This window comes from uncultured Lactobacillus sp., from assembly GCF_948948975.1.
GTDB lineage: Bacteria > Bacillota > Bacilli > Lactobacillales > Lactobacillaceae > Lactobacillus.
Genome location: NZ_CARBVX010000013.1, coordinates 1 through 25796, shown reverse-complemented (window position 1 = coordinate 25796; position 25796 = coordinate 1). Strand labels below are relative to the sequence as shown.

Annotated in this window: 43 protein-coding genes; 4 read left to right on the top strand and 39 right to left on the bottom strand. The window is 37.0% G+C overall.

Annotation, left to right across the window (positions count from 1 at the left end; genetic code table 11):
* Positions 1-66: 66 nt before the first annotated feature.
* Positions 67-657, bottom strand: coding sequence for a TetR/AcrR family transcriptional regulator (locus tag Q9R40_RS06460; RefSeq protein WP_053107063.1), 591 nt, complete (start codon positions 655-657; stop codon positions 67-69).
* A 90-nt stretch (positions 658-747) separates the two neighbouring features.
* Here Q9R40_RS06460 and Q9R40_RS06455 point away from each other — a divergent pair, with 90 nt between their 5' ends.
* From Q9R40_RS06455 to Q9R40_RS06445, 3 genes are read left to right on the top strand one after another with little or no spacing between them, the layout of a single operon-like run.
* The gene (locus Q9R40_RS06455) at positions 748-1887 is read left to right on the top strand and encodes a DUF3533 domain-containing protein (protein WP_304676946.1); all 1140 of its coding nucleotides are present in this window, start codon (positions 748-750) and stop codon (positions 1885-1887) included.
* Positions 1887-2531: an NAD(P)-dependent oxidoreductase gene (locus Q9R40_RS06450; RefSeq protein ID WP_172475964.1), complete on the top strand. Its 645-nt coding sequence runs from the start codon at positions 1887-1889 to the stop codon at positions 2529-2531. Before Q9R40_RS06455 ends, Q9R40_RS06450 begins: the two co-directional genes overlap by 1 nt.
* 2 nt (positions 2532-2533) lie before the next feature.
* On the top strand, positions 2534-3229 hold the full coding sequence (locus tag Q9R40_RS06445; protein ID WP_172475965.1) for a Sir2 family NAD-dependent protein deacetylase: 696 nt from the start codon (positions 2534-2536) through the stop codon (positions 3227-3229).
* A 365-nt stretch (positions 3230-3594) separates the two neighbouring features.
* On the opposite strand, the gene rpsI is transcribed toward Q9R40_RS06445, so the two are convergent.
* From rpsI to rpsL, 38 genes are all read right to left on the bottom strand, one after another.
* A complete protein-coding gene (rpsI, locus tag Q9R40_RS06440; RefSeq protein ID WP_004895822.1) occupies positions 3595-3990 on the bottom strand; it encodes a 30S ribosomal protein S9 in 396 nt (131 codons plus the stop codon).
* A gap of 13 nt (positions 3991-4003) precedes the next feature.
* A complete protein-coding gene (gene rplM, locus Q9R40_RS06435; RefSeq protein ID WP_011161528.1) occupies positions 4004-4447 on the bottom strand; it encodes a 50S ribosomal protein L13 in 444 nt (147 codons plus the stop codon).
* Between the two features lie 102 nt (positions 4448-4549).
* On the bottom strand, positions 4550-5341 hold the full coding sequence (truA, locus tag Q9R40_RS06430) for a tRNA pseudouridine(38-40) synthase TruA (protein ID WP_023599213.1): 792 nt from the start codon (positions 5339-5341) through the stop codon (positions 4550-4552).
* A 3-nt stretch (positions 5342-5344) separates the two neighbouring features.
* The gene (locus Q9R40_RS06425) at positions 5345-6142 is read right to left on the bottom strand and encodes an energy-coupling factor transporter transmembrane protein EcfT (RefSeq protein WP_304676945.1); all 798 of its coding nucleotides are present in this window, start codon (positions 6140-6142) and stop codon (positions 5345-5347) included.
* On the bottom strand, positions 6135-7004 hold the full coding sequence (locus Q9R40_RS06420; protein WP_304676944.1) for an energy-coupling factor transporter ATPase: 870 nt from the start codon (positions 7002-7004) through the stop codon (positions 6135-6137). Before Q9R40_RS06420 ends, Q9R40_RS06425 begins: the two co-directional genes overlap by 8 nt.
* Entirely contained in the window at positions 6980-7828 is an 849-nt protein-coding gene (locus Q9R40_RS06415) for an energy-coupling factor transporter ATPase (protein WP_297939528.1), read from the bottom strand. Before Q9R40_RS06415 ends, Q9R40_RS06420 begins: the two co-directional genes overlap by 25 nt.
* Positions 7829-8009: 181 nt before the next feature.
* Positions 8010-8393, bottom strand: coding sequence for a 50S ribosomal protein L17 (rplQ, locus tag Q9R40_RS06410; RefSeq protein WP_003649454.1), 384 nt, complete (start codon positions 8391-8393; stop codon positions 8010-8012).
* 26 nt (positions 8394-8419) lie between these two features.
* Positions 8420-9358, bottom strand: a complete 939-nt coding sequence (locus tag Q9R40_RS06405) for a DNA-directed RNA polymerase subunit alpha (protein WP_297939531.1) — start codon at positions 9356-9358, stop codon at positions 8420-8422.
* A 45-nt stretch (positions 9359-9403) separates the two neighbouring features.
* On the bottom strand, positions 9404-9793 hold the full coding sequence (gene rpsK, locus Q9R40_RS06400; protein ID WP_003647813.1) for a 30S ribosomal protein S11: 390 nt from the start codon (positions 9791-9793) through the stop codon (positions 9404-9406).
* A 24-nt stretch (positions 9794-9817) separates the two neighbouring features.
* Complete coding sequence (gene rpsM / locus Q9R40_RS06395) at positions 9818-10165, bottom strand: 30S ribosomal protein S13 (protein WP_003647814.1); 348 nt, start codon at positions 10163-10165, stop codon at positions 9818-9820.
* Positions 10166-10198: 33 nt separating this feature from the next.
* On the bottom strand, positions 10199-10315 hold the full coding sequence (rpmJ, locus tag Q9R40_RS06390; protein WP_003647815.1) for a 50S ribosomal protein L36: 117 nt from the start codon (positions 10313-10315) through the stop codon (positions 10199-10201).
* Between the two features lie 14 nt (positions 10316-10329).
* Positions 10330-10551: a translation initiation factor IF-1 gene (gene infA / locus Q9R40_RS06385; protein ID WP_003647816.1), complete on the bottom strand. Its 222-nt coding sequence runs from the start codon at positions 10549-10551 to the stop codon at positions 10330-10332.
* 73 nt (positions 10552-10624) lie between these two features.
* Positions 10625-11278: an adenylate kinase gene (locus Q9R40_RS06380; protein WP_004895847.1), complete on the bottom strand. Its 654-nt coding sequence runs from the start codon at positions 11276-11278 to the stop codon at positions 10625-10627.
* A gap of 11 nt (positions 11279-11289) precedes the next feature.
* Positions 11290-12585: a preprotein translocase subunit SecY gene (gene secY / locus Q9R40_RS06375; RefSeq protein WP_297939537.1), complete on the bottom strand. Its 1296-nt coding sequence runs from the start codon at positions 12583-12585 to the stop codon at positions 11290-11292.
* Entirely contained in the window at positions 12585-13025 is a 441-nt protein-coding gene (gene rplO, locus Q9R40_RS06370) for a 50S ribosomal protein L15 (RefSeq protein WP_003649460.1), read from the bottom strand. Before rplO ends, secY begins: the two co-directional genes overlap by 1 nt.
* A 25-nt stretch (positions 13026-13050) precedes the next feature.
* Entirely contained in the window at positions 13051-13236 is a 186-nt protein-coding gene (gene rpmD, locus Q9R40_RS06365; RefSeq protein WP_024273012.1) for a 50S ribosomal protein L30, read from the bottom strand.
* A 9-nt stretch (positions 13237-13245) separates the two neighbouring features.
* On the bottom strand, positions 13246-13770 hold the full coding sequence (gene rpsE, locus Q9R40_RS06360; RefSeq protein WP_297939541.1) for a 30S ribosomal protein S5: 525 nt from the start codon (positions 13768-13770) through the stop codon (positions 13246-13248).
* A gap of 17 nt (positions 13771-13787) precedes the next feature.
* The gene (gene rplR, locus Q9R40_RS06355) at positions 13788-14147 is read right to left on the bottom strand and encodes a 50S ribosomal protein L18 (protein WP_003647821.1); all 360 of its coding nucleotides are present in this window, start codon (positions 14145-14147) and stop codon (positions 13788-13790) included.
* Between the two features lie 27 nt (positions 14148-14174).
* A complete protein-coding gene (rplF, locus tag Q9R40_RS06350; RefSeq protein WP_011161522.1) occupies positions 14175-14705 on the bottom strand; it encodes a 50S ribosomal protein L6 in 531 nt (176 codons plus the stop codon).
* Positions 14706-14729: 24 nt separating this feature from the next.
* Positions 14730-15128: a 30S ribosomal protein S8 gene (gene rpsH / locus Q9R40_RS06345; RefSeq protein WP_004895856.1), complete on the bottom strand. Its 399-nt coding sequence runs from the start codon at positions 15126-15128 to the stop codon at positions 14730-14732.
* 24 nt (positions 15129-15152) lie between these two features.
* Positions 15153-15338, bottom strand: coding sequence for a type Z 30S ribosomal protein S14 (locus tag Q9R40_RS06340; protein WP_003647824.1), 186 nt, complete (start codon positions 15336-15338; stop codon positions 15153-15155).
* Positions 15339-15352: 14 nt separating this feature from the next.
* Positions 15353-15895 (bottom strand): 50S ribosomal protein L5, encoded by a 543-nt coding sequence (rplE, locus tag Q9R40_RS06335; protein WP_004895859.1) that lies wholly within the window; start codon positions 15893-15895, stop codon positions 15353-15355.
* Positions 15896-15909: 14 nt separating this feature from the next.
* A complete protein-coding gene (rplX, locus tag Q9R40_RS06330) occupies positions 15910-16149 on the bottom strand; it encodes a 50S ribosomal protein L24 (protein ID WP_004895861.1) in 240 nt (79 codons plus the stop codon).
* Between the two features lie 20 nt (positions 16150-16169).
* On the bottom strand, positions 16170-16538 hold the full coding sequence (gene rplN / locus Q9R40_RS06325; RefSeq protein ID WP_003647826.1) for a 50S ribosomal protein L14: 369 nt from the start codon (positions 16536-16538) through the stop codon (positions 16170-16172).
* A 33-nt stretch (positions 16539-16571) separates the two neighbouring features.
* Positions 16572-16838 (bottom strand): 30S ribosomal protein S17, encoded by a 267-nt coding sequence (rpsQ, locus tag Q9R40_RS06320; RefSeq protein WP_003647827.1) that lies wholly within the window; start codon positions 16836-16838, stop codon positions 16572-16574.
* A gap of 22 nt (positions 16839-16860) precedes the next feature.
* The gene (rpmC, locus tag Q9R40_RS06315; RefSeq protein ID WP_003647828.1) at positions 16861-17058 is read right to left on the bottom strand and encodes a 50S ribosomal protein L29; all 198 of its coding nucleotides are present in this window, start codon (positions 17056-17058) and stop codon (positions 16861-16863) included.
* The gene (gene rplP, locus Q9R40_RS06310) at positions 17048-17485 is read right to left on the bottom strand and encodes a 50S ribosomal protein L16 (RefSeq protein ID WP_004895865.1); all 438 of its coding nucleotides are present in this window, start codon (positions 17483-17485) and stop codon (positions 17048-17050) included. Before rplP ends, rpmC begins: the two co-directional genes overlap by 11 nt.
* A 2-nt stretch (positions 17486-17487) precedes the next feature.
* A complete protein-coding gene (rpsC, locus tag Q9R40_RS06305) occupies positions 17488-18156 on the bottom strand; it encodes a 30S ribosomal protein S3 (RefSeq protein ID WP_012845643.1) in 669 nt (222 codons plus the stop codon).
* Between the two features lie 14 nt (positions 18157-18170).
* Positions 18171-18524: a 50S ribosomal protein L22 gene (rplV, locus tag Q9R40_RS06300; protein WP_003649465.1), complete on the bottom strand. Its 354-nt coding sequence runs from the start codon at positions 18522-18524 to the stop codon at positions 18171-18173.
* A gap of 20 nt (positions 18525-18544) precedes the next feature.
* On the bottom strand, positions 18545-18832 hold the full coding sequence (rpsS, locus tag Q9R40_RS06295) for a 30S ribosomal protein S19 (RefSeq protein ID WP_003647831.1): 288 nt from the start codon (positions 18830-18832) through the stop codon (positions 18545-18547).
* Between the two features lie 21 nt (positions 18833-18853).
* Entirely contained in the window at positions 18854-19690 is an 837-nt protein-coding gene (rplB, locus tag Q9R40_RS06290) for a 50S ribosomal protein L2 (protein ID WP_297582002.1), read from the bottom strand.
* Between the two features lie 19 nt (positions 19691-19709).
* Positions 19710-20006, bottom strand: coding sequence for a 50S ribosomal protein L23 (gene rplW / locus Q9R40_RS06285; protein WP_004895873.1), 297 nt, complete (start codon positions 20004-20006; stop codon positions 19710-19712).
* Positions 20006-20623, bottom strand: a complete 618-nt coding sequence (gene rplD, locus Q9R40_RS06280; protein WP_004895875.1) for a 50S ribosomal protein L4 — start codon at positions 20621-20623, stop codon at positions 20006-20008. Before rplD ends, rplW begins: the two co-directional genes overlap by 1 nt.
* 14 nt (positions 20624-20637) lie before the next feature.
* Positions 20638-21267 carry a 50S ribosomal protein L3 gene (gene rplC, locus Q9R40_RS06275; RefSeq protein WP_003651764.1) on the bottom strand — a complete coding sequence of 210 codons (630 nt, stop codon included), beginning with the start codon at positions 21265-21267 and terminating at the stop codon, positions 20638-20640.
* A 26-nt stretch (positions 21268-21293) separates the two neighbouring features.
* On the bottom strand, positions 21294-21602 hold the full coding sequence (gene rpsJ, locus Q9R40_RS06270) for a 30S ribosomal protein S10 (RefSeq protein ID WP_004895879.1): 309 nt from the start codon (positions 21600-21602) through the stop codon (positions 21294-21296).
* Positions 21603-21871: 269 nt separating this feature from the next.
* Positions 21872-23968, bottom strand: coding sequence for an elongation factor G (gene fusA / locus Q9R40_RS06265; protein ID WP_297939557.1), 2097 nt, complete (start codon positions 23966-23968; stop codon positions 21872-21874).
* A 29-nt stretch (positions 23969-23997) separates the two neighbouring features.
* The gene (gene rpsG / locus Q9R40_RS06260; RefSeq protein ID WP_004895884.1) at positions 23998-24468 is read right to left on the bottom strand and encodes a 30S ribosomal protein S7; all 471 of its coding nucleotides are present in this window, start codon (positions 24466-24468) and stop codon (positions 23998-24000) included.
* A gap of 23 nt (positions 24469-24491) precedes the next feature.
* Entirely contained in the window at positions 24492-24899 is a 408-nt protein-coding gene (gene rpsL, locus Q9R40_RS06255; protein WP_003647838.1) for a 30S ribosomal protein S12, read from the bottom strand.
* Between the two features lie 165 nt (positions 24900-25064).
* Between rpsL and Q9R40_RS06250 the strand changes: the two genes are divergently transcribed.
* The gene (locus Q9R40_RS06250) at positions 25065-25736 is read left to right on the top strand and encodes an A24 family peptidase (protein WP_304676943.1); all 672 of its coding nucleotides are present in this window, start codon (positions 25065-25067) and stop codon (positions 25734-25736) included.
* The last annotated feature ends 60 nt before the right edge of the window (positions 25737-25796 follow it).

Here is a 25796-nt window from a genome sequence, read left to right as displayed (position 1 = left end):
AGTTTAAATATACGGTTTTAGTTATTGGGGTATTAGAGAGTTATTCTTCCAATTACTACATCTCAATTATAAAGATAAATTATTATCTTCTAGTTCTTTTATAGCCCCTACTCGAGCTTCAAAGAAAAAATTTGCTATTTGGAGAGCCGAGTATTTCGGATGTTTTCTCCAGTACTGAATTACTCCTATCAATGCAGAAATACTGTAATAAGAAAACATTTCCTGTTTATCTTTAGGCATATGAAGAAGGGTATAAGGATGAGACTTTATCTCTAAGTTAATCAAATAGGTCATAAGCTTGTTAGTAAAACCCAAATTGGCATTTGTACCCATCAAAATATGAAGCAAGGAAAAGTTTTCTTGAAAAACTTTTAAAAAATCTGTTAGTGCTGTTAAGTCCGGAGATTCAGTTGTACTTTGAGTTTTTAGCTGGAGATTAAGGATCATTTTAGAATGTGGAACGTCAAGCTTATGAAGAAATTTTTCTTCGATCTTTTCTAATATGTCCCATTTATCATTATAATGACGATATATCGTGACACGATTTACATTTGCTTTCTGAGCAATCTCCTTTATAGTTACCTGATTAATATCCTTTACTTGTAAAAGCGATAATAAAGCATTCTCAATTTTGTCATTAGTTTTATTGTTTTTCATCAATGCAACACCTTGTTACTTTTTGTAGTTTTATTATATCCCTATTTTTCTTAGAATATTTGTAATCTTAATATTGAAAGGGATGTATATATGTTTAAACTATTAAAGAATAAATTTGTCTGGTTACCCATCCTAGTTGCTTTATTTATTGGAGCATACTTTTCAATTACAGCAATTCCTTCAACTCATATGAAGGTTAATGATTTACCTATTGCTATAGTTAACGAAGATCAAGGTACTACTGGAAAAAATTTAACTAAGCAAATAACAACCAAAAATTCATCTAACTCTTCTAAAATGAGTATTAAATGGACAGTTTTTAATTCTCAAGAAGATTTGTTAAAAGAAATGAATAAAGAAAAATATTATGGAGCAATTGTTATTCCCAAAAATTTTTCCTCTAATCTTCAAAGTCTAATGACCCCTAACCCCAAAAAAGCTAAATTAAAAATCATCATTAATCAGGGTATGGGAACTACCATTACGACACAAGTAAATACAGCCTTAACTGAAATGACCCATCAAATTAGCACTGCCTTAGGCAAGCAACTACTACAAACTTTATCTAAAAAAATGCCTGCCATACCAGCAGAAATGGCTTCCAATTTAACTAATCCACTAACTATAGAAACAGAAAAAATTAATAAAACCGGTGATTTAGCAAATGGGGGCGCCCATTTCTTCCAATCTGTTTGGCTAGGATGTTTAGGAACCTCAATGCTTCTTGGATTTGCCTTTTCAAAGATTAAATTTAAATCTCTTCGAGAAAAATTTAGTGCTTTAGGAGTTCAGCTACTTTCTGCAATTATTTCATCCTTTGTAATTGGATATGGAGTGATATATCTACAATCCACAATTCTTAATGTAACTATTCCTAATTTTACCTTACTTGGTTTATTCCTATCACTATGCGCATTCTCGTTCATTATTTTTATTAACGGCGTAGAGTCTTGGGTAGGATTAATTTCAATTCCAGTTTTTATGTTACTTCTATTCTTCGCTGCTCCATTGTTAACTGCTATACCTGAATCATTAAATGACTTTTACAGTACACTGTCTAATTGGTTACCTATGTCCTACATGTATAGAGGTGTCAAAAGTATTATGTACTTTAACAACTCACCTTCTCAGTCAATAATTATGGGGTTAATTTACACTATAATCGTTGGACTAATTTTAGTAATAAGTGCTCAATTTAAAAAAGATAAGAAAAAGGAAGTCGATGCTTAATGAAACTGTTCATCTTAGGGGCCACTGGCCGAACTGGAAAAGAATTAATTAAACAAGCAACGGAACGTGGATATGAAATAGTAGCATATGTACGTTCACCACAAAAATTAGTACCACAGGATAATCTCAAAGTTATTCAAGGCAATCTCAACGAAACATCAAAAATGGAACACGCCTTAGCTTCTTGTGATGCTGTTTTAGTAACTCTCGGCAATCCCGTAAATGACAGTTCAGCTAATTTGTTTGAAAGTCTAATGCCTAATCTTATTAAAAGCATGCAACATACAAACATATCTCGAATTATTAGTCTATCTAGTCTAGGAACTGGAGATACAATTAATAATGTCTCTTATCCCTACAAAATGGGTGTCAAAACTTTTCTAAAAGGAAACCAAGCCGATCATGAAAAAGGAGAACAATATCTTATCCATTCTAATTTGAATTGGACTCTAATTTATCCAGGTCCCTTATTTAATGGAGATAAAACTTCTCATCCTTTAGTAAAAAATGCAGCGTCTGGATATAAGATGCCTGGTGCTCCTAAAACTAACCGAGCCGATGTGGCTGCCGTCATGTTAGATCAATTAAACAAAAAATCAAGTTATAAACAAAAATTAATTATGTGTTCAAAACAGGAGGACTGAAAATGAACAACGTACAAAAATTAAAGGAGATGTTATCAGAAAGTAAATTCACAGTAGTTATCACAGGAGCTGGAATTTCCAATAGTTGCGGAATTGCAGATATGGAAAAGATGAATGTCTTAAATACTATCGAAACTTCTTTAGCTCCCCTCGTTCAGATGCATCCCGAACGTTCTTACAATTTGTTACATAAATCATTTTTAAAAGGAATTTTCGAAAAGGGACCTTCTCTAACTCATCGTAAAATTTCCAGTTTAGAAAAAGACGGATTAATACAAGGTACAATTACTACCAATATTGATCATCTACATTCTTTAGCTGGCTCAACACAAGTAGCAGAAATTCAAGGCTCATATGCAATCAACAAATGCTCTCAATGCGGACATCATAATGATAATATTGAAATTTGGAACAATGGGCATGCACCCCGATGCTCAAAATGCAATGGCTTAATGTTATCCTTTCCCGTTTATTCTCATGTTGGTGTATATGAAGAGGCAATGACCCAAGCTAAACAATGGATGACAAAAGCTGAGTTAGTACTAATTGTTGGCTCTAAAGGAAACTATAGTTACTACTTGAATAATTTATCTCCCTCAACCCCTATTATTCAAATAAATCCTCAAGTAACTCAATTTGATAACATTGCTACACTAAATATAAAAGATGAAGCCGATAATGTCTTCAAAAAATTATAAATAATATTATACGCAAGCTAAAAACCACTTCTACACATTTTCCTGTTGTTGAATATCCTTGATATTCTGTCAACAGGATTTTTTAATGCAAAAAGAGATAATACACATCTTAAACCTTTTAAATTCAATTCGAATAATACAATTGATTATTTATATTCTCATTTAAGGATGGTATCAAATTTCAAAATAATATTAAAGATTCTATTACTTAAACTAGGTATAGGTCATGTCACTGTCTGTTATCCCAACGTATTTTCAATAGAAGTAGTCTTTTTAAGATAAAAAACACTGATACTTACTTAATTTTTCCCAACAAAAAAGACATCCCTTTCGAGATGTCTTTTGCATAAAACGTAATATAAATATTAACGCTTTGAGAATTGTGAAGCTTTGCGGGCTTTCTTCAAACCTGGCTTCTTTCTTTCCTTCATTCTTGGGTCACGAGTTAACATGCCAGCCTTCTTAAGAGGACCACGGAAATCTGGGTCAACTTCAAGAAGTGCACGTGCAATACCTAAACGAATTGCACCAGCTTGTCCTGAGAAACCACCACCGTTAACGTTAACTAAAATGTCGTATTGACCTTCAGTTTCAGTTAATGCTAATGGTTGCTTCATATCTTGAACCAAGTTAGGGTATGGAATGTACTTAGTTACGTCTTCTTTGTTAATGGTAATTTGACCGTTACCTGGTACTAAACGTACGCGGGCAACAGAATCTTTACGACGACCAGTTCCAGCGTAAGCTGCTTGTTGTGCCATTATTTAAAACCTCCTAGATTAATTCGTTGATGTCTAACTTTTCAGGCTTTTGTGCTGCGTGTTCGTGGTCTTCACCAGCGTAAACATGCATCTTCATGAATTCTTGGTGACCAAGAGTATTCTTTGGCAACATGCCTTTTACAGATAACTCAACTAATCTTACTGGGTTCTTAGCTAATAATTCACCGGCAGGAGTAGCTCTTAAGCCACCACGGTAATCTGAGTGGCGGTAGTAGATCTTATCAGTTGCTTTTTTACCAGTCAACTTCAATTTAGCTGCGTTAACAACAATAACATAATCACCAGTATCAACATTTGGTGTATATTGAGGCTTATTCTTACCTCTTAAAATTGATGCTACAGCAGTTGATAAACGACCAAGTGAAACATCAGTCGCATCGATAACATACCACTTACGTTTAATATCACTAGTTTTAGCTAATGGGGTAGTACGCACTTTAAATTCCTCCGTTTTTCTTCTGTTTGACAAACAATAAGTTTCCGGGGCCTATCGTGGACAAACATACGTATATTAATTTACGTCGTTTTGCCTGAAAAGTCAATCCTTTTTAAGGTCTAAACGATATTTTTTAGGAATATCTTCATAAAAAACATGTTGTAAATATAATCCACTGGCTGGTGCAGTAGTTCGAACTTCTTGTCGGTCTTTCGCCTCTAAAACTCTTGGTATATCGTCAACAGGTCTTTTTTGATTGCCTATTTCTAATAGAGTTCCAACTAGAATTCTTACCATGTTATATAAAAAGCCATTTCCAATAAAATCAAAAATGATCTGCTTTTTATCCGGGTCGGGCGTAATATTCACATAGTAAATTGTTCGCACCTTATCCACAATTTGTCCACCACTAGCAGCAAAACTGGTAAAATCATGTTCACCAATCAAATCTTTAGCTGCTTGCTGCATTAATGAAATATCTAAAGGATATGGATAGTGGCCGGTGTAAAACCGATTAAAAGGATCTGTAAAGCGATGTTGATCCACTACATATCGATACCATTTTCCTTTAGTTGAATATTGAACATGAAAATCCGCATCAACAATTTCACTTTCAAAAAACACTGTATCAATCGGCATTAGGGCATTTAAAGCAAGCATCATATTTTTAGCTGGGATTTCTTTTCCCGGATAGTCAAAGTGAATAACTTGTCCCTTAGCATGAACACCGGCATCAGTTCTTCCCGATCCGTGTACTACTACTCTTTTTCCCTTAGTCATCTTTTTCAATGCTTCTTCAATCACGCCTTGTACTGTTCGTTCATTCGGTTGAATTTGAAATCCATGAAAAAGATGGCCATCATATGCCATGGTTAGTTTATATCTCGTAGTCATTAATTAATACGTCCTTGTAAGTAATAAAATTAGCGTCAATAGCGCAAAATAACCTAAGTTAACCCAATCATACTTTGACCACTTTAAAACTCGGTAGCGGGTCCTTTTAGCCCCTTCTCGATAACCTCTTGCTTCCATAGCCGTAGCCAAATCAATTGCGACAGTCAAGGAACTAATAAATAAGGGAATTAAAATTGGGATAATCGAATGAATTCTCTTAATTAAGCCACCACTATTAAAATCGGCTCCACGCGCTCTTTGAGCATCCATAATTCGTACAGCCTGATCTAATAACGTCGGCACAAAGCGAAGCGCAATAGACATTACAAGAGCAATTTGAGCTACTGGAACTTTTAGGTAGCCAAGAGGTTTTAAGATCCATTCCATTCCATCTGCAATTTCTAATGATGTGGTCGTCAGAGTAAGAACTGTCGAAATCAGAATAATCATTACAAAACGAATGAAGATGAAAATAGAATTCTGAATACCATATTCACTAATGTGGAAGATTCCCCACTGCCAATAAACTTTTCCACCTGTAGTAAAAAATAATTGCAAAACTGAAGTAAATAAAATTAACCAAATTAATGGCTTTACCCCATCCCAAAACACTTTAGGCTTTAATTTTGTTGCCCAAACAGCAAGTAAAGTAAATATCGATAAAAAGAAGTAGGACAACCAATTATTAGCAAGAAAGATAATAACAATAAATAAAAATGTTGCAATTATCTTTCCTCTAGGATCCATTTTATAAACGATAGAATCACCAGGAATATAACGTCCAATAATAATTTTACTCATCCATTTTTCCTCTCGTCTTTAATTCATCGGCAACTTTACTTACTAAAGACTCAACAGTTAGTGGTATCTCTGAAAATTGAAAACCACCTTTTTGTAGCTCCCGAGTTAGCCTACTAGTTGCTGGTTCATCGAGATAATGTTTTTTTACCCACTCCTGGTCAGAAAAAATCTCTTGAGGGCTAGCATGTTTTATTAAATGACCATGATCAAGGACTAACATATCATCTGCATATTCACTAATATCATCCATATTATGTGAAATTAGAATAACTGTATTACCAGCTCGTTGGTAATCCTTAAATATCTCAAACATTTGTTTCTGTCCTTCAGGATCTAGTCCAGCTCCAGGTTCATCGAGACATAAAATTTCTGGTTCATATGCCATCACACCTGCTATTGCCACACGACGCATTTGGCCTCCGGAAAGTTCAAAAGGAGATTTATCCATCATATCTTCAGAAAGGCCTACTTTTTTAATCCACTCGACCGCTTGCTCTTTTGCCTTTTGTTCTGAAAAGCCAAAATTAAGTGGACCAAACATCACATCTTTAAGCACCGTTTCTTCAAATAATTGGTTTTCAGGAAATTGAAATACTAGGCCAACTTTTTTTCGAATTGCTTTTAGTGACTTGCTTGAAGTATTTGCATTAATCGGATCACCCGCGATAGTGATTTTTCCCTTACTTGGAAGCAATAAACCATCAAAATGCTGCATGAGAGTAGACTTTCCACTTCCGGTATGACCCGCAATCGCGACAAATGATCCTTTTTCTATTTTAAAAGATATATCTGCCAATCCTTGAGTTTGAAATGGAGTTCCAGGTGCATAAACATAATCTACATTTTTGAATTCAATTGACACAAATATTTCACCAACTTTTCCTCACTATTGATTTCTCGAGGGATATGAATTCCTTTTTTTATAAGTCCATTTTTAACCTTATAAAATAAAGGGAGATCTAATCCGGCACTTTTTATTAAAGTCTCATTTTCAAATATCTCTTTCGGAGAGCCACTAGCCAATAATTTTCCTTTATCTAAAACTAACATCTGGTCTGCCTGTACCGCTTCATTAATATCATGAGTAATAGAGAAGATAGTCAAACCATTTTTATTTTGTAAATCTCGTATAAGACTAAGAATCTTCGTTTTACCTGCTGGATCTAACATACTTGTTGATTCGTCTAAAATTATTAATTTTGGTCCAATCGCTAAAATGCCAGCAATAGCTACTCTTTGCTTTTGACCTCCAGACAAATATTGAGGTTCACTTTTTTGAAAGGAAAGCATATCCACTTCGTCAAGCACATCATGAACAATAGTCTGCATCTTAGAACGAGGAACTTGGCGATTCTCAAGACCAAAAGCTACATCATCTTCTACGGTAGCACCAACAAATTGATTATCAGGATTTTGGAATACAATTCCTACACGGTCTCTAATATCCCACATTGTTTTTTCTGTCAACTCAATACCATCAACATTAATTAACGTATTAGGATTATCATTAGGCAAAAGAATACCATCTAATAGACGCGCAATTGTTGATTTTCCGCTCCCATTATGACCTACTAAAGTAGTCCATGATCCTCTAGGAATAGAGAAACTAATATCATTTACAGCAGGCACTTTACTATCTTTATAGGTAAAAGAAAGATGCTCAACGGTTACTATATTATCTTTCATAAATATTCACTGCTCTTTTTCCATAATATGTCATTGTATCAATTATAAAAAAAGAGCAAAAAAAAATCATCCACAAAGAGGGATGATTTAACATCTAAGCTAGACTAGGCAAAAGCCACCATCATCACGCTTATTCTCGCTTTTGTGAAAGATTTATAAAATAATATTATATTTTACCTAATTAAACTAATTCAATGATCACCATTGGAGCAGCATCACCCTTACGTGGGTTAGCTAACTTGTACATTCTGGTGTAACCACCATTACGATCTTTGTAACGAGGTGCAATATCACTGAAAAGTTTTTGAAGTGCTGATTTTACAACAACTGCGTCTTTTTCTTCATGAATATCAGCAATTTCATTACGAACAAAAGCAGCTGCCTTTCTTCTAGCACTTAAATCACCGCGTTTACCTAAAGTAATCATTTTTTCGGTAGTTTTACGGATTTCTTTAGCACGGGTTTCAGTGGTAACAATGCGTTCGTTCATGATCAATTGAGTGGTCATTTCTCTAAGCATTGCTTTTCTGTGTGCACTATCGCGACCTAATTTACGGTATGCCATGAGTTTTCCCTCCTTATTATTCCTACTTAGTCATCTTGACGAAGTGATAGACCAAGATCGGCAAGTTTATTCTTTACTTCTTCTAATGACTTACGTCCTAAGTTACGTACGCGCATCATATCTGCTTCAGATTTATCAGCTAATTCTTGAACAGTATTAATTCCTGCACGTTTCAAGCAGTTATAGGAACGAACGGACAAATCAAGCTCTTCAATCGTCATCTCAAGCTTCTTTTCGTTCTTATCGTCCTCTTTTTCTACCATTACATCATCAAACTGCGCATCCATATCAGTAGACATAAATACTTTGAAGTGTTCTACAAGAATCTTCGCAGCGAAACTAAGGGCATCATTAGGTGTGATTGAACCATCAGTCCAAATTTCTAAAGTTAATTTGTCATAGTCATCTCTCTTACCAACACGAGCACTTTCAACTTGGTAGTTAACTTTTTTGATTGGTGAGAAGAGTGAATCAACGGGGATGACACCAATAGGCATGTCATCTGTCTTGTTTTCACTTGCGGGAACATAACCACGACCATTCTTGATCGCAACGTTCATATGCAAATGGCCACCATCAGCAATACTACAAATATATTGATCTGGATTTAAGACCTCAATATCCGAGTCGACCTTCAAATCAGCAGCAGTTACAATTGCTGGTCCAGTTACATCGATTTCAGCAATTTTTTCTTCATCTGAGAGTGACTTTAACTCTAGTTTCTTCAAATTAAGAATAATCTTCGTGACGTCTTCTTTAACGCCAGGAATTGTTGAAAATTCATGTAATACACCATCAATCTGAATGTAAGAAAGTGCCGTCCCTGGAATAGAAGTAAGTAAAACACGACGGAGTGAGTTACCTAAAGTAGTCCCGAAACCGCGTTCCAGTGGTTCGACAACAAACTTACCGTATGCCTCCTCTTGGTCTACTACGGTAATATTTGGTTTTTCAAATTCAATCATTACTGGGCCCCTTTCAAAACGTAATGTCCTGCACGCAGGAATAAACTAGACACGACGACGTTTTGGTGGTCTGGAACCGTTGTGCGGCACTGGAGTAACGTCGCGAATAGCAGTGATTTCAAGACCTGCAGCTTGAAGTGCTCTAATAGCAGCTTCACGACCTGCACCTGGGCCTTTAACTGAAACTTCAACATGCTTCATGCCTTGATCCATTGCAGACTTTGCAGCTGCTTCTGCGGCCATTTGAGCAGCAAATGGTGTAGACTTACGACTACCCTTAAAACCTAAAGCACCAGCGGAAGACCATGCGACTGCGTTACCTTGTACATCAGTAATCATGACCAAGGTATTGTTAAACGTAGAATGAATATGAGCAACGCCGCTTTCAACATGCTTCTTTACACGGCGTTTACGTGCTGTTTTCTTTGCAGCCATTAACTTAACCTCCTATTTAATAAATTATTTTCTCTTTGAACCCTTACGAGTACGAGCATTATTCTTGGTATTTTGACCACGAACTGGTAAGCCACGACGGTGACGAATACCACGGTATGAGCCAATTTCAACTAAACGCTTGATGTTAAGGCTAACTTCACGACGAAGATCACCTTCAACACGGTACTTGTCTACTTCGCTACGTAATTTTTCTTGATCTTCTGGAGTCAAGTCATTAGTACGAATGTCTTCAGAAATACCAGCATCTTTACAAATCTTTTTTGCAGTTGGTTCACCAATACCATAGATATAAGTTAATGCGACTACAACTCTTTTATTTCTGGGTAAGTCAACACCAGCAATACGTGCCATTAAATTGCACCTCCTAATAAAAATATCTAACTATTAACCTTGACGTTGTTTGTGCTTAGGGTTTGCAGAGCAAATCACCATAACACGACCATGTCTTTTGATAATCTTGCAATGTTCACACATTGGTTTAACAGATGGTCTAACTTTCATGTTTGCCTCCGTAATTACTTAATAAAACGATACGTAATCCTACCCTTAGTTAAATCATATGGTGATAATTCAACTGTTACTCTATCACCAGGTAAAATTCTAATGTAGTGCATTCTAATTTTACCAGACACATGAGCTAAAATAGTTGCACCATTTTCTAATTCAACTTTAAACATAGCATTAGGTAAGGTATCGACTACCTTACCCTCAACTTCGATGACATCTTCTTTTGCCAAAATTGTTCCTCCACATGAACAAATAGTCACACTTAGGCATTATAACACGGAATTGTAAAAAAACAATAACAGACTAGTCTTTACTTAAAATTTTGTCAATGTCTTCAAATACTTTTTCCGGAGTTTGTTCACCGTTAACAGTTGAAAGAATTCCTTTTTCTTCATAAAAATCACGAAGAGGAGTATTCATTTTCTTGTTAACTTCTAAGCGATTTTTAACAACTTCTGGCTTGTCATCCTCACGTTGGAAAAATTCATGTCCTCCGCAACGATCACAAGTACCTTCTACTTTAGTTGGATTTGAAATCTTATTGTAAGTTGCCCCACATTTTTTACAAATGTAACGTGCTGATAAACGTTTGATCAAAACATCTTCATCAACATCAATTGCAATTACATTAGTTAACGGTTTTTCCAACCGTTTAGTTATATCTTCAAGAAGTTCTGCTTGAACAGTGGTTCTTGGAAATCCATCCAAGATGAATCCGTTCTTAGTGTCGGGTTGCTTAAGTCGTTCTTCAACTAACTTAGCTGTAACTTCATCTGGGACCAAATTTCCTTTATCAATATAACTTTTAGCTTCCAAACCAACAGGAGTTTCATTAGCCATAGCTTCTCTAAACATATCACCAGTAGAGATATGTGCTAAGTGATACTTATCCACAATGCTTTCAGAAGCTGTTCCTTTGCCTGCACCAGGCAAACCTAAAAGAATTAAATTAATCATTTTTATCCTTACTATCTAATAAATCCAACGTATTCGCGTTTCATTAGTAACCCATCAACTTGACGAGCTAATTCTAAAACAACACCAATAACGATTAAAAGACTTGTTCCACCAAGACCAATTGAACTTGGTAAACCAAAAATATTTGTAGCAAGTTGTGGTAACAAGGCAACTAGGCCTAAAAATACCGCACCTACTGTAGATAATCTAATCAAAATTTTAGATACATATTTTTGTGTATCTTTTCCTGGCCAAACGCTAGGAATATAGGCTCCTTGCTTTTGCAAGTTCTCAGCCAACTTTTCTGGATTTACTTGAACAAAGGCATAGAAGAAAGTGAACAAAATAATCAATAGTGTATAAATCAATGCACCAGGTGTAGTTTGTAAACTAAATATTTGATTACAAATCTTAAACCATTGTTCATCTCCATGTGATCTTTGAAAAGCCATCAAAATTGTAGCTGGTGTAATAATAAAGGAACTGGCAAAAATAACTGGAATAACTCCAGATACGTTAACCTTTAATGGTAGGAAACTTTCGGAGCCACTTGTTGCTGCTCTACGAGTATATTGAATAGGTACTCGTAAATCAGCTTGTTGAAACCATGTAACAAATTGAGTTACTAGTAAAATGGCAATAATGATCGCGATGAAGAACAAAATCCCTTGCCAACGATCGCTAGCACTATTATTAATGATGAAATCTTTATATAATTGATAAATTCCATTTGGAAGGCGAGAAATGATTCCTGCAAAAATAATAACAGATACACCGTTTCCGAGCCCTTTATCAGTAATTTCATCACCTAGCCAGGTCAAAAGCATTGTCCCAGCAGTCATAATAATGGCAATCTCAATATAGGTTTGAGGAGTTTGTGTTTTAACCAAACCCATTTCAGTTAAAACATTAAAACCAAGAGTAATTCCAAGACTTTGAACAAAAGCAACGACTAAAGTAAGATAGCGCGTTACCTGATTTGTTTTTCGTCTCCCGACTTCTCCTTGTTTCCCCCACTCAACTAACTTAGGAACAATATCCATTTGGAGTAATTGAATGACAATTTGGGCAGTGATATAAGGTGAAACACCTAATGAAAAGATTGAATAAGTATCTAATCCACCACCGCTGACTGTATCCAACATTGGGACTAAACCAGTTTGTGCAACCCGTGTAATAGCTTTTGCATTAACACCCGGAACTGTTATATTAGCTCCGATTCGATAAAGCAATAGGATAAAGAGAGTAAAGAAGATTTTTGATCTAATATCTTTATCCTTAAAGGCGTTCTTCAAGGTCGAGAACATTAGATCACCTCAACAGTTCCGCCAGCGGCTTCAACAGCTTTTTTAGCAGCTTCTGAGGCTTTGTTAACTTTTACAGTTAACTTAACCTTTAATTCACCGTTAGCTAACAACTTAACTCCTGCAAGTTCTTTTTTAACTAAACCTGATGATTTTAATGTATCGATAGTTACTTCACTACCATCATCAAATCTGTTTAAATCATTTAAATTAATAATAGCGTATTCTTTGCGGTTAACGTTCTTGAAACCACGCTTAGGCATTCTTCTGAATAATGGCATTTGACCACCTTCGAAACCTAAACGAGTCTTACCACCAGTACGAGCTAATTGACCCTTTTGTCCACGACCAGCAGTTTTACCGTAACCACTAGAAGTACCACGACCAACACGTTTTCTGTTGCGACGTGAACCTTCATTTGGTTTTAATTCATTAAGCTTCATTAATTGGCACCTCCTTGGATTCTAATTACTTATTAACCTCTTCAACTGAGATCAGGTGAGCAATCTTCAATAAAGCGCCACGAGTTGCAGCGTTGTCTGGAAGAACAACAGTGCTATTTACCTTACCAAGACCAAGAGCTTTAACAATTTTTCTTTGTTTTGGAAGACGGTGTGCGACGCTTTTAATTAAGGTAACTTTTAAATCCATTATTTAATCTCCTTAATCTTCTAAGCTTTTTGATGACTCACGAAGCTTCAAAACATCTTCACGAGTCTTTAATTTACTCAAACCGTCCATAGTAGCACGGATAACATTGATTGGTGTATTTGAACCAAGTGATTTAGAAGTAACATCTGAAATACCAGCTAAATCCATGATAATACGAACAGCACCACCAGCAGCAACACCAGAACCAGCTTCAGCAGGCTTCAACATAATGTTACCAGAACCGTAATGGCCCATAACTTCATGTGGAATAGTAGTACCAACAGTAGGTACCTTAATCATTCTCTTTTTACCAGCTTCAACAGCCTTGCGGATAGCTTCTGGGACTTCTTGAGCCTTACCAGTACCAAAACCTACATGACCTTTTCTATCGCCGACGATTACAACAGCAGCAAATCTCATGCGACGGCCACCCTTAACAACCTTGGTGATCCGGTTAATTGCTACTAATTGATCTTCAATATCGTCTTTTTTACGATCTTTACGAGAATCTCTACGAGAATCGTTGCGGTTTGCCATTAGTTAATTCTCCTTTCCTAGAATTCTAATCCGTTTTCACGTGCTGCATCAGCAAGAGCTTGAACACGACCATGGTATAAGTAACCACTTCTGTCAAATACAACACTCTTGATGTTTTTCTTAGCAGCAGTTTCAGCTAAAGCTTTACCTACTTCAGCAGCTTGTTCCATCTTAGAACCTTCTGCTGAAATATTTTTATCATTTGTTGAGGCACTTGCAAGCGTTACACCCTCTACATCATCAATTAATTGAGCGTAGATGTTTTTGTTTGAACGGAAAACACTTAAGCGTGGGCGCTCAGCAGTACCAGAAATCTTTCCACGAATACGTTTATGACGCTTTAAGCGTAATTTGTTTTTATCTGGTTTAGAAATCACAATTTCACCTCAAAAATTTTCTATTTATTATTTACCAGTCTTACCTTCCTTGCGACGTACATATTCATCTTCGTAACGAATACCTTTACCCTTGTAAGGTTCTGGTGGACGAACGTCACGAATTTCTGCCGCAAATTGACCAACAACTTGTTTTGAAATACCTTCGATTTCAATTGAAGTTGCTGATGGAGTTTTAACAGTAATACCTTCTGGTGCTTCAAATTCAACTGGGTGAGAGTAACCAACATTTAAAGTTAATTTCTTACCTTGTGCAACTGCACGGTATCCAACACCAACTAAAGTTAACTTCTTAACATATCCATCAGTTACACCTTCAATCATGGAAGCAAGATTTGCTCTTTCAGTACCGTGAAGAGCTTTATCCGCTTCACTTGAACGACTAAAATGAATTTCTCCATCTTTTTGTTCAAAGGTAATGCGTGGATCAAAGTATCTAGTTAATTCACCTTTTGGTCCCTTAACAGTGATGTCGTCACCATTCTTGGTAACTGTGACCTTTTCAGGAACCTCGATGACCTTTAAACCAATTCGGCTCATTAATAGTTCTCCTTTCTGTCAAAATTACCAAACGTAAGCAATAACTTCGCCGCCGACGTTCTTTTCTCTAGCTTCTTTATCAGTAATCACACCTGCAGAAGTAGAAATGATAGCAATACCAAGACCATTAAGAACTTTTGGTAAGTTTTCAGCACTTACATAGTTTCTTAAACCAGGCTTAGAAATACGCTTTAAACCTGAAATAACGCGTTCGTTATTAGGACCGTACTTCAAGAAAATCTTGATCATACCTTGTTTGTTATCATCTTCAACTTGGTAATCGCGAATAAAGCCTTCGTTCTTTAAGATTTCACTAAGTGATTTCTTCATTGATGATGCAGGAATCTCAACAGAAGTATGTTTTGCCATGTTGGCATTTCTAATTCTAGTCAAGTAATCTGCAATAGGATCTGTCATGACCATTTAATTTGCCTCCTTTACCGTTAATTACCAACTTGCCTTTTTAACACCAGGAATTTGACCCTTGTGTGCTAAGTCTTTTAAGCAAATACGGCATAATTTGAACTTGCGGTAAACAGAGTGTGGACGGCCACATCTCTCGCAACGAGTGTATTCACGAGATGAAAACTTAGCAGGACGATGATTTCTGACGATTTGTGATGTTTTAGCCATTAATGTCCTCCAAATTATTTAGCAAAAGGCATACCAAACTCAGTAAGAAGTTCACGAGCTTCTTCATCTGTCTTGGCAGTAGTTACAATAACAACGTCCAAACCTCTAACACGGTTTACCTTGTCGTAATCAATTTCTGGGAAAATTAATTGTTCTTTGATACCTAAAGTGTAGTTACCACGACCATCAAATGATCTAGAACTAATTCCACGGAAATCACGAACTCGAGGAAGAGAAACGTTGATTAATTTGTACAAGAAATCGTACATTCTATCGCCTCTAAGAGTTACCTTAGCACCAATAGACATACCTTCACGTAAACGGAAGTTTGCGATTGATTTCTTAGCTTTAGTAATCAAAGGCTTTTGACCTGAGATTAAAGTCAATTCTTCTACAGCTTCATCAAGATTCTTTGCATTAGAAACTGCATCACCGACACCCATGTTTAAAACGATTTTATCAATCTTAGGAATTTCCATAACTGAATCGTAATTAAACTTTTTGTTCATAGCTGGTGCGATTTCATTTGAGTATTTTTCTACTAAACTGTTTGCCATGTGCGTCCTCCCTCCTATTTGTTGTTATCTTCTTTTTTAGCAATAACTTTTACATTAGATGCATGGATAGAACCTTCTTTTTCTACCACACCACCATTAGCGTTGGTTTGTGAAGGTTTCTCATGCTTTTTGATCTTATTAACACCTTTGACAACGATACGGTTAGTCTTGGCGTTGACTGAAAGTACAGTGCCTTCTTTGCCTTTATCTTTACCGGCAATAACTTTTACTTTGTCACCTGTTTTAACAAACATCAGTGCACCTCCCTAAAAAATTATAAGACTTCAGGAGCAAGAGATACGATCTTCATGAAATCGTGCTCACGCAGTTCACGGGCTACAGGCCCAAAAATACGAGTTCCACGAGGACTCTTATCAGCATTAATTACAACTGCTGCATTTTCGTCGAACTTGATGTATGAACCATCTTCACGGCGTGCACCTGATTTTGTTCTAACAATAACTGCTTTTACAACATCACCTTTTTTGACAACGCCACCTGGTGTTGCTTGTTTAACAGCAGCAACTACGATATCACCAATATTACCGGTCTTACGCTTAGAACCACCTAAAATCTTGATAACTAGGAGTTCTCTTGCACCGGAGTTGTCAGCAACCTTTAAACGGCTTTCGTGTTGGATCACTAGTTTATCCTCCCCTCAATAAAATCCGCGTAATTAAATTGACTTCTTAACAATCTTAGTTAGACGGTAACGCTTCGCATGTGATAATGGACGGGTTTCCATGATACGAACAGTATCGCCAATCTTAGCTTCGTTGTTTTCATCGTGAGCGTAATACTTCTTTGAGTACTTGATACGCTTCTTATAAACAGGGTGGTTCTTGTAGGTATCTACAACAACTGTAATAGTCTTATCCATCTTGTCAGAAACAACTCGACCTTGGTATACGTGACGATTATTTCTTTCGTTAGTTTCGCTCAAGTTAATAACTCCCTTCCGTTAACTAATTCTTGCTCAATTCTTTTTCGCTAAGAATTGTCTTAATTCTAGCAATGTTCTTGCGGACTTGTCTCAAGCGAGCGGTGTTCTCTAATTGACCCGTTGCTTGTTGGAAACGCAAATTAAAAAGTTCTTCTTTATATTGCTTTTCCTTTTCTAACATTTGATCAGTGGTTAATGCTCTGATATCTTTAGCCTTCATTAGATTCGCCACCTACTTCCGAACTCTTCTTAACAAACTTAGTCTTAATTGGAAGCTTGTTTGAAGCAAGTCTTAAAGCTTCACGAGCAACGTCTTCTGAAACGCCACCGATTTCAAACATAATCTTGCCTCTTTTAACAACAGCTACCCAACCAGCTGGTGCACCTTTACCGGAACCCATACGAACACCAACACCTTTTGCAGTGTAGGATTTTTGTGGGAAGATTCTAATCCAAACTTTACCGCCACGCTTCATGAAACGAGTCATAGCAATACGAGCAGCTTCGATTTGTCTATTAGTAATCCAGTGAGATTCAACAGCTTCTAAACCATATTCACCAAATGCAATGGTCTTTCCACCTTTGGCTTCACCGCGCATTTTACCACGGAATTCACGACGGTGCTTTACACGCTTAGGTACTAACACTATTAGTTTCCTCCCTTCGCTTTCTTAGAAGGTTTGTTCTTACGTTGTGGTAAAATTTCACCACGGTTAATCCAAACCTTAACACCAATTTGACCATAAGTAGTTGCAGCTTCTACCCAAGCATAATCAATATCTGCTCTTAAAGTATGAAGTGGAACACTACCTTCAGTATGCCATTCTCTTCTTGCCATATCAGCACCATTCAAACGACCAGCGGTTTGAACCTTGATACCTTTAGCACCAGAACGCATAGATCTTTGAGTTGCTTGACGAGTTGCACGTCTAAATGCAATTCTTGCTTCAAGTTGGCGAGCAATGCCTTCGCCTACTAATTTAGCATCTAAATCAGGCTTTTTAATTTCAACAATATTAATGTGAACGTTCTTGTTAGTTAAAGCACTAAGTTGTTTTCTTAAAGCTTCAACTTCCTTACCACCTTTACCAATAACCATACCTGGCTTAGCAGTGTGGATAGAAATGTTAATTCTGTTTGCGGCACGTTCAATTTCTACAGTGGAAACAGATGCATCAGCTAACTTTTCAGAGATGAACTTTCTAATACGTAAATCTTCATTTAAAGTGTCAGCGTAGTTTTTGTCTGCATACCACTTTGCTTCCCAATCACGGTTAACACCGAGACGGAAACCATTTGGGTTAATCTTTTGACCCATTAAATTTACCTCCCTTAATCGTTCTTCTCAGATACTACAACTACTACGTGGCTAGTTCTCTTATTAATTGGAGAAGCCATACCCTTAGCACGTGGACGGAATCTCTTTAAAGTTGCACCTTCGTTAACGTATGCTTCTGATACGTAAAGATTTGCACTTTCAAGATCGTAGTTGTGTTCAGCATTTGCAATAGCTGACTTCAAAACTTTTTCAACGATTGGGGAAGCAGCTCTTGGCGTAAATTGTAAGATTGCGAGAGCTTCAGCAACACTCTTTCCACGAATAAGGTCTACTACCAAACGGGCTTTTCTAGGAGCGATGCGAACTGTTCTTGCTTCAGCTTTAGCTGAACTAATTTGTTCTGCCATTTAGATGTCTCTCCTTCCTATTATTTACCTACTGTAGTAGTGGCCTTATCAGCGACCTTGTGACCGCGGAAAGTTCTAGTAGGTACGAATTCACCTAACTTATGACCAACCATATCTTCAGTAATGTATACTGGCACATGTTTTCTTCCATCGTAAACAGCTATTGTGAAACCAACAAAGGAAGGGAAAATAGTTGAACGACGAGACCATGTTTTAATTACTTGTTTCTTTTCGGAACCTTCTTGGGCTTCGATCTTCTTTAAAAGGCTTGCATCAGCAAAAGGACCCTTTTTAATACTACGGCTCATTAATTAACCTCCTTCGTTTAATTATTTGTTACCTTTACGGTGACGAATAATAAGTTTTTCACTTCTAGCCTTAGAGTTTCTAGTCTTAATACCACGAGACTTCTTACCCCATGGAGTCATAGGTTGTGGACGACCAACTGGAGCCTTACCTTCACCACCACCATGTGGGTGATCGTTAGGGTTCATTACGGAACCACGAGATTGTGGACGTTTACCCAACCAACGACTACGACCAGCTTTACCTAATTGAATTAATGAGTGTTGTTCATTACCAACAGAACCGATAGTAGCACGGCAAGTTGATAAAATCTTACGAACTTCACCACTTTGAAGTCTAACTAAAGTGTACTTACCATCATTACCAAGAACTTGTGCAACAGTACCAGCACTTCTTACTAATTGTCCACCTTTACCAGGCTTTAATTCAATATTGTGAATTTCAGTACCAGCTGGAATAGCAGATAATGGTAATGCATTACCTGGCTTAATATCAGCATTTGGACCAGATTCAACAACAGTACCAACTTTTAGACCCTTAGGTGCTAAAATGTAAGCTTTAATACCATCAGTGTAGTGAAGAAGAGCGATATTAGCAGTTCTGTTTGGATCGTATTCGATAGCCTTAACAACTGCTTTTACATCATCCTTATTACGCTTGAAGTCAATGATACGGTATTTTTGTTTGTGACCACCACCACGGTGTCTAACAGTAATATGACCGTATGAGTTACGACCAGCAGTATGACTTTGAGATTCAAGTAAAGTCTTTTCAGGCTTTTTCTTGGTAATTTCAGCAAAGTCGGAAGAAGTCATATTACGTCTGCCGTTTGTAGTTGGCTTATATTTGATAATTGCCAATTGACTGACCTCCTATTTACTAATTTTCTTTATTATCATTGAAGATCTTAATGTCATTAGAATCTTCAGTTAAAGTAACGATTGCTTTTCTACGGCGAGCAGTCTTACCAGTGTAACGACCAACTCTCTTTTCTTTACCGCGAACGTTCATAATGTTAACATTTTTAACTTTTACATCAAAAATTTCTTCGATTGCATTACGAACTTGAGTCTTGGTAGCTGATACAAGCACATCAAAAGTATACTTTTTATCATCCATTAAGTTCATGGATTTTTCGGTAACTACAGGCCGTAAGATGATATCACGTGCATCCATTATGCCAAAACCTCCTCAATTCTCTTAATAGCGTCTTGAGTTAATACAAGTTTTTGGTAGTCAACCGCATCAACAACATTTAAGCCATTAACAGGTACAACTTTCACTTTTGGAAGGTTCTTACCTGATAATTGAACATTCTTATCATCAGACACAACTAAAACCTTACCAGAAACATTAGCATTATCTAAGATAGCTTTTAATTCTTTAGTCTTAGGTGCTTCTAAAGTTAATTGATCAAGAATGATTAGATCATTGTCAGCAACTTTTTGGGAAAGAACTGACTTCATAGCTAAACGACGTGCTTTACGAGGCATATCCATCTTGTATGAACGAGGAGTTGGGCCAAATACAGTACCACCACCACGCCATTGTGGAGCTCTAATAGAACCTTGACGAGCACGACCAGTACCTTTTTGTCTCCAAGGTTTCTTACCACCGCCACGAACAGCTGATCTGTTCTTTACAGCAGAAGTACCTTGACGCTTACCAGCTCTTTGTCTAATGATAGCATCAAAAACAACACTTTCATTAGGTTCAATACCGAAGATTTCTTCATTTAAATCTACATTACCTGCAGACTTACCTTTTTGATCGATAATTTCTAAATTAGCCATTATAGTCCTCCTTCCTATTTAGCAGCTTTAGCAGCAGATTTTACAAAAATTAATGAGTTCTTTGCACCTGGAACATTACCTTTAACTAAAAGTACGTTCTTTTCAGGTACAACTTTTTCAATTACTAAGTTTTGTACGGTAACTTTCTTGCCACCCATGTGACCAGGTAACTTTTTACCCTTAGGTACACGGTTAATGATTGAACCCATTGAACCTGGGATTCTGTGGTATCTTGAACCGTGGGTTTCTGGACCTCTTGATTGGCCCCAACGCTTGATGTTACCTTGAGTACCATGACCTCTTGTAGTTCCAGTAACGTCAACTACGTCACCTTCACTAAATGAGTCCACCGTGATTTCTGAGCCGACTTCGTAGTCCTTAAGCTCGACATCGCGGATTTCCCGAATGAAGCGCTTAGGTGAAGTCTTTGCTTTTGCAGCATGACCTTTGGCAGGTTTGTTGCTCAATACTTCACGCATATCTTGGTAACCTACTTGAACTGCTTCGTAACCGTCTGATTCGTTAGTTTTAACTTGTAAAACAACGTTAGGGGTTGCTTCGATAACAGTTACAGGAACCAAAATACCGTTTTTAGTGAAGATTTGAGTCATACCGACCTTTCTTCCTAAGATTCCTTTGGTCATGATTACACCTCCATATATGTTTTAAATTATAATTTAATCTCGATATCAACGCCGCTTGGTAAATCAAGCTTCATTAATGAATCAACAGTCTTAGGTGTTGGATTCAAAATATCAATTAAACGCTTGTGTGTACGGATTTCAAATTGTTCACGTGAATCCTTGTTCATGTGTGGTGAACGTAAAACAGTGAATAAAGTTCTTTCCGTAGGTAGTGGAACAGGACCAGAAATTTGTGCGCCTGTTCTTTCAGCAGTAGCTACAATCTTAGCAGCTGATTCATCGAGAATACCATGTTCGTATGACTTTAATCTAATACGAATTTGTTGACTTGCCATCTAATAACCTCCTTCGTCTTCTTTAAAAGATGACTAGCTCGGCAAAAATTACCGACTCACCTCTGTGGCAATGCAGCCTGGTGTGCCGCAACCTTTTGCGTCAAAGCATTGCTTTTGTGCACGGGGTATACCCCTCCAATATTTTCGCACGTTTACTATTGTACTGTGTCTTTCCTTAAATAGCAAGCTTTCTCAGCATTTTATTTTATTTTTTGTACAAAAAAAGAGATATCCTTCGATATCTCTTTTTTTTAACTCTCTAATTAAAATTATTCAGCGTCTTCGCCACCACGTTTTTTGATGATATCAGCTTGAATAGACTTAGGAGTTGGTGAGTAGTGGTCAAATACCATAGTAAATGTACCACGACCTTGAGTTGATGAACGCAAAGTAGTTGCGTAACCAAACATTTCTGAAAGTGGAACAAATGAGTTGATTACTTTAGCACCAGCTCTATCTTCCATACCTTCCATAGAACCACGGCGTGCAGTGATTGAACCCATTACATCACCTAAGTATTCTTCTGGAGTAGTTACTTGAACTTTCATGATAGGTTCAAGAATAACTGCACCAGCCTTAGAAGCAGCATTTCTTAAAGCAAGAGATGCAGCAACCTTGAAGGCAGCTTCTGATGAGTCGACTTCGTGGTAACTACCATCATATAACTTAGCCTTAACGTCAATTAATGGGTAGCCAGCAAGAACACCATTCTTCATAGCTTCTTGTAAACCTTGGTCAACTGAAGGAATAAATTCACGAGGAACTACACCACCAACGATAGCGTCTTCGAATTCGTAACCTTTTCCTTCTTCATTTGGAGTAAATTCAATCCAAACATCACCATATTGACCTTTACCACCAGATTGACGAACAAACTTACCTTGTGCTTTAGCTTCCTTAGTGAAGGTTTCACGGTAAGCAACTTGCGGTTCACCAATAGTTGCTTCAACGTTAAATTCACGTTTCATACGTTCAACCATGATGTCTAAGTGTAATTCACCCATACCAGAAATCAAAGTTTGACCAGTTTCTGGGTTAGTTTCAGCACGGAAAGTTGGGTCTTCTTCAGTAAGCTTTTGTAAAGCAACATCCATCTTATCACGGTCAGCTTTTGATTTAGGTTCAACAGATACTTGGATAACTGGATCTGGAACTTGTAAACTTTCCAAAATAAGTGGGTGACCTGGATCAGTTAAGGAGTCACCAGTAGTAGTGTTCTTCAAACCAATAGCACCAGCGATGTCACCTGAGAATACTTCTGGAATTTCAGTTCTTGAGTTAGCGTGCATTTGAAGCAAACGACCAACACGTTCACGAGAGTTCTTTGATGCATTTAATACATAAGAACCTGATTGAAGTGAACCAGTGTAAACACGAATGAAAGTTAAACGACCAACAAATGGATCAGTTGCAATCTTAAATGCTAAAGCTGCAAATGGCTTCTTATCGTCAGCCATAAGTTCAACTTCGTCACCAGTCTTAGGATCATGAGCAACGTAAGGTTTTACGTCAAGTGGTGATGGTAAGTAATCAACAACACCATCAAGCATCATTTGAACACCCTTGTTCTTGAATGCTGAACCTGCGTAAACTGGGAAGAATTCTAAGTTCAAAGTAGCTTTACGGATAGCTGCTTTTAATTCATCGTTAGAAATTTCTTCACCGCCTAGGTACTTGTCCATGATACCATCATCAACATCAGCAACAGCTTCAATTAATTCGTTACGACGCTTCAAAGCTTCTTCCTTGTATTCATCAGGAACTGGAATAGTATCCCATTTTGAACCAAGCTTATCTTCATCATAAACGTCAGCAACCATGTTGATTAAGTCAATAACACCTTCAAAAGTTTCTGCTGAACCAATAGGCATTTGAACAGCTTGTGCGTTTGCGTTTAAACGTTCATGTAATGATTTAACGGACTTATCGAAGTCAGCACCGATTTTGTCCATCTTGTTAACGAAAACAATACGAGGAACACCGTAAGTTTCAGCTTGACGCCAAACATTTTCAGTTTGTGGTTCAACACCAGCTTGAGCATCAAGAACAGTTACAGCACCATCAAGAACACGAAGTGAACGTTCTACTTCGATAGTGAAGTCAACGTGTCCTGGGGTATCAATAATGTTAATTCTGTAATCCTTCCATTGAGCAGTAGTAGCTGCGGAAGTAATAGTGATACCACGTTCCTTTTCTTCTTCCATCCAGTCCATTTGTGAGTCACCTTCGTGAGTTTCACCAATTTTGTGGATCTTACCAGTGTAGTACAAAATACGTTCAGTAGTAGTAGTCTTACCGGCATCGATGTGGGCCATGATACCAATGTTACGTGTCTTATCCAAAGGGAATTCACGTTTGTTAGCCATAAGATTAATCTCCTTTTACAAACTAACGATTAGAAGCGGTAGTGAGCAAATGCACGGTTTGCTTCTGCCATTCTGTGGACGTCTTCACGTTTCTTAACTGCTGAACCAGTGTTGTTAGCAGCATCCATAATTTCGTTTGCAAGACGTTCATCCATAGTATGTTCATTACGTAAACGTGCGTATGAAACAAGCCATCTTAAGCCAAGAGTAGTTCTTCTTTCTGGACGAACTTCAACTGGGATTTGGTAGTTAGAACCACCGATACGGCGAGCCTTAACTTCCAAAACTGGCATAACATTGTTCATTGCTTCTTCAAAAACTTCAACTGGTTCCTTACCAGTCTTATCTTGAATAATACCAAAAGCATCGTAAAGAATTGAAGATGCCTTTGCTTTCTTACCATCAATCATTAAGTGGTTAATTAACTTAGTAACCAATTTAGAGTTGTAAACTGGATCTGCTAAAACATCTCTCTTAGCAATATTACCTTTTCTAGGCATTAGTAGTCCCTCCTATTAACTGTTTAACCCTTCTTAGCACCGTACTTAGAACGGCCTTGTTTTCTACCATCAACACCTGCAGTATCCAAAGCACCACGAATGATGTGGTAACGAACACCAGGAAGGTCCTTTACACGACCACCACGAATCAAAACAACGGAGTGTTCTTGTAAGTTGTGACCAATACCAGGGATGTAAGCAGTAACTTCAATTAAGTTTGAAAGACGAACACGAGCGTACTTACGTAAAGCTGAGTTAGGCTTCTTAGGTGTCATAGTACCTACACGAGTTGCAACTCCACGCATTTGAGGTGCTGGGTTGTAGTTCATCTTTTTCTTCATGCTGTTGTAAGCATAGTTTAAAGCTGGTGAATCAGATTTAGTCGTCTTTGAGTGACGGCCTTTTCTAACCAATTGGTTAATTGTTGGCATTAAAATTTCCTCCTAAAATTGTTCACACATCCGGGAGTTTCTTTTCTGACCTCACGGACATCATGTTTTTAATAGCACAATGGCTAGTGTAACACGATTTTTTAATTCCGTAAACAATTAAAAAAACTTTTTTTAATTTGCGTATATAAATATCGGAGGTAAAAAATGTCAACATTATTTATTCATGGACTTAATTTTATAGTTGGAACTATTATCGGTTCTCACTTGTTAGTGATTGTACGGCGTTTTGGACAGGAAAATTTTATCACAGAGAGATCTCACTGCGATAGTTGTCAAATCCCTCTCACCCTTCTTAATCAAATTCCTATCTTTTCATTTATGCGGTATAAAGGACATTGCTTTTTCTGCAATGCACCTATCCCTATAGAAACTTTTTATTGTGAATTACTCGGTGGGATTGCATTTTTCCCCTTAAATCCATACCTTGATCAGTCTTACTATTTATTCATCACCCTTATTTTCCTAATTAGTATCTTTGATTATTTTGACCAATCTTTCCCTACCTTTATCCTTTTACCTTTAATTTTGCTTGTCTTTCTCACTCGTTCTTTTTCAAGCTACGACATAACTGAATGGATCCTAATATTTACTACAATTTCAATTTTTTTAATAATGAATTTAAAAAATAAATTTGGTTATGGTGATACGATCATTTTTGCTATTCTGATTTTTTACTATGATTTTTATACTGCACAATATATTTTCCTTTTAGCTTCTATTTTTTTACTTATTGATCATATAGTTTGTGATAAGCGGAACTCCTATCCTTTTATTCCTTTTATTTTTTTAAGCCTTATATTTTATAATTTTCTCTAATATACAAAACATTCTAAGCTAAATAGTGAATTAGTTATCCGACGGGATAATTGATTCACT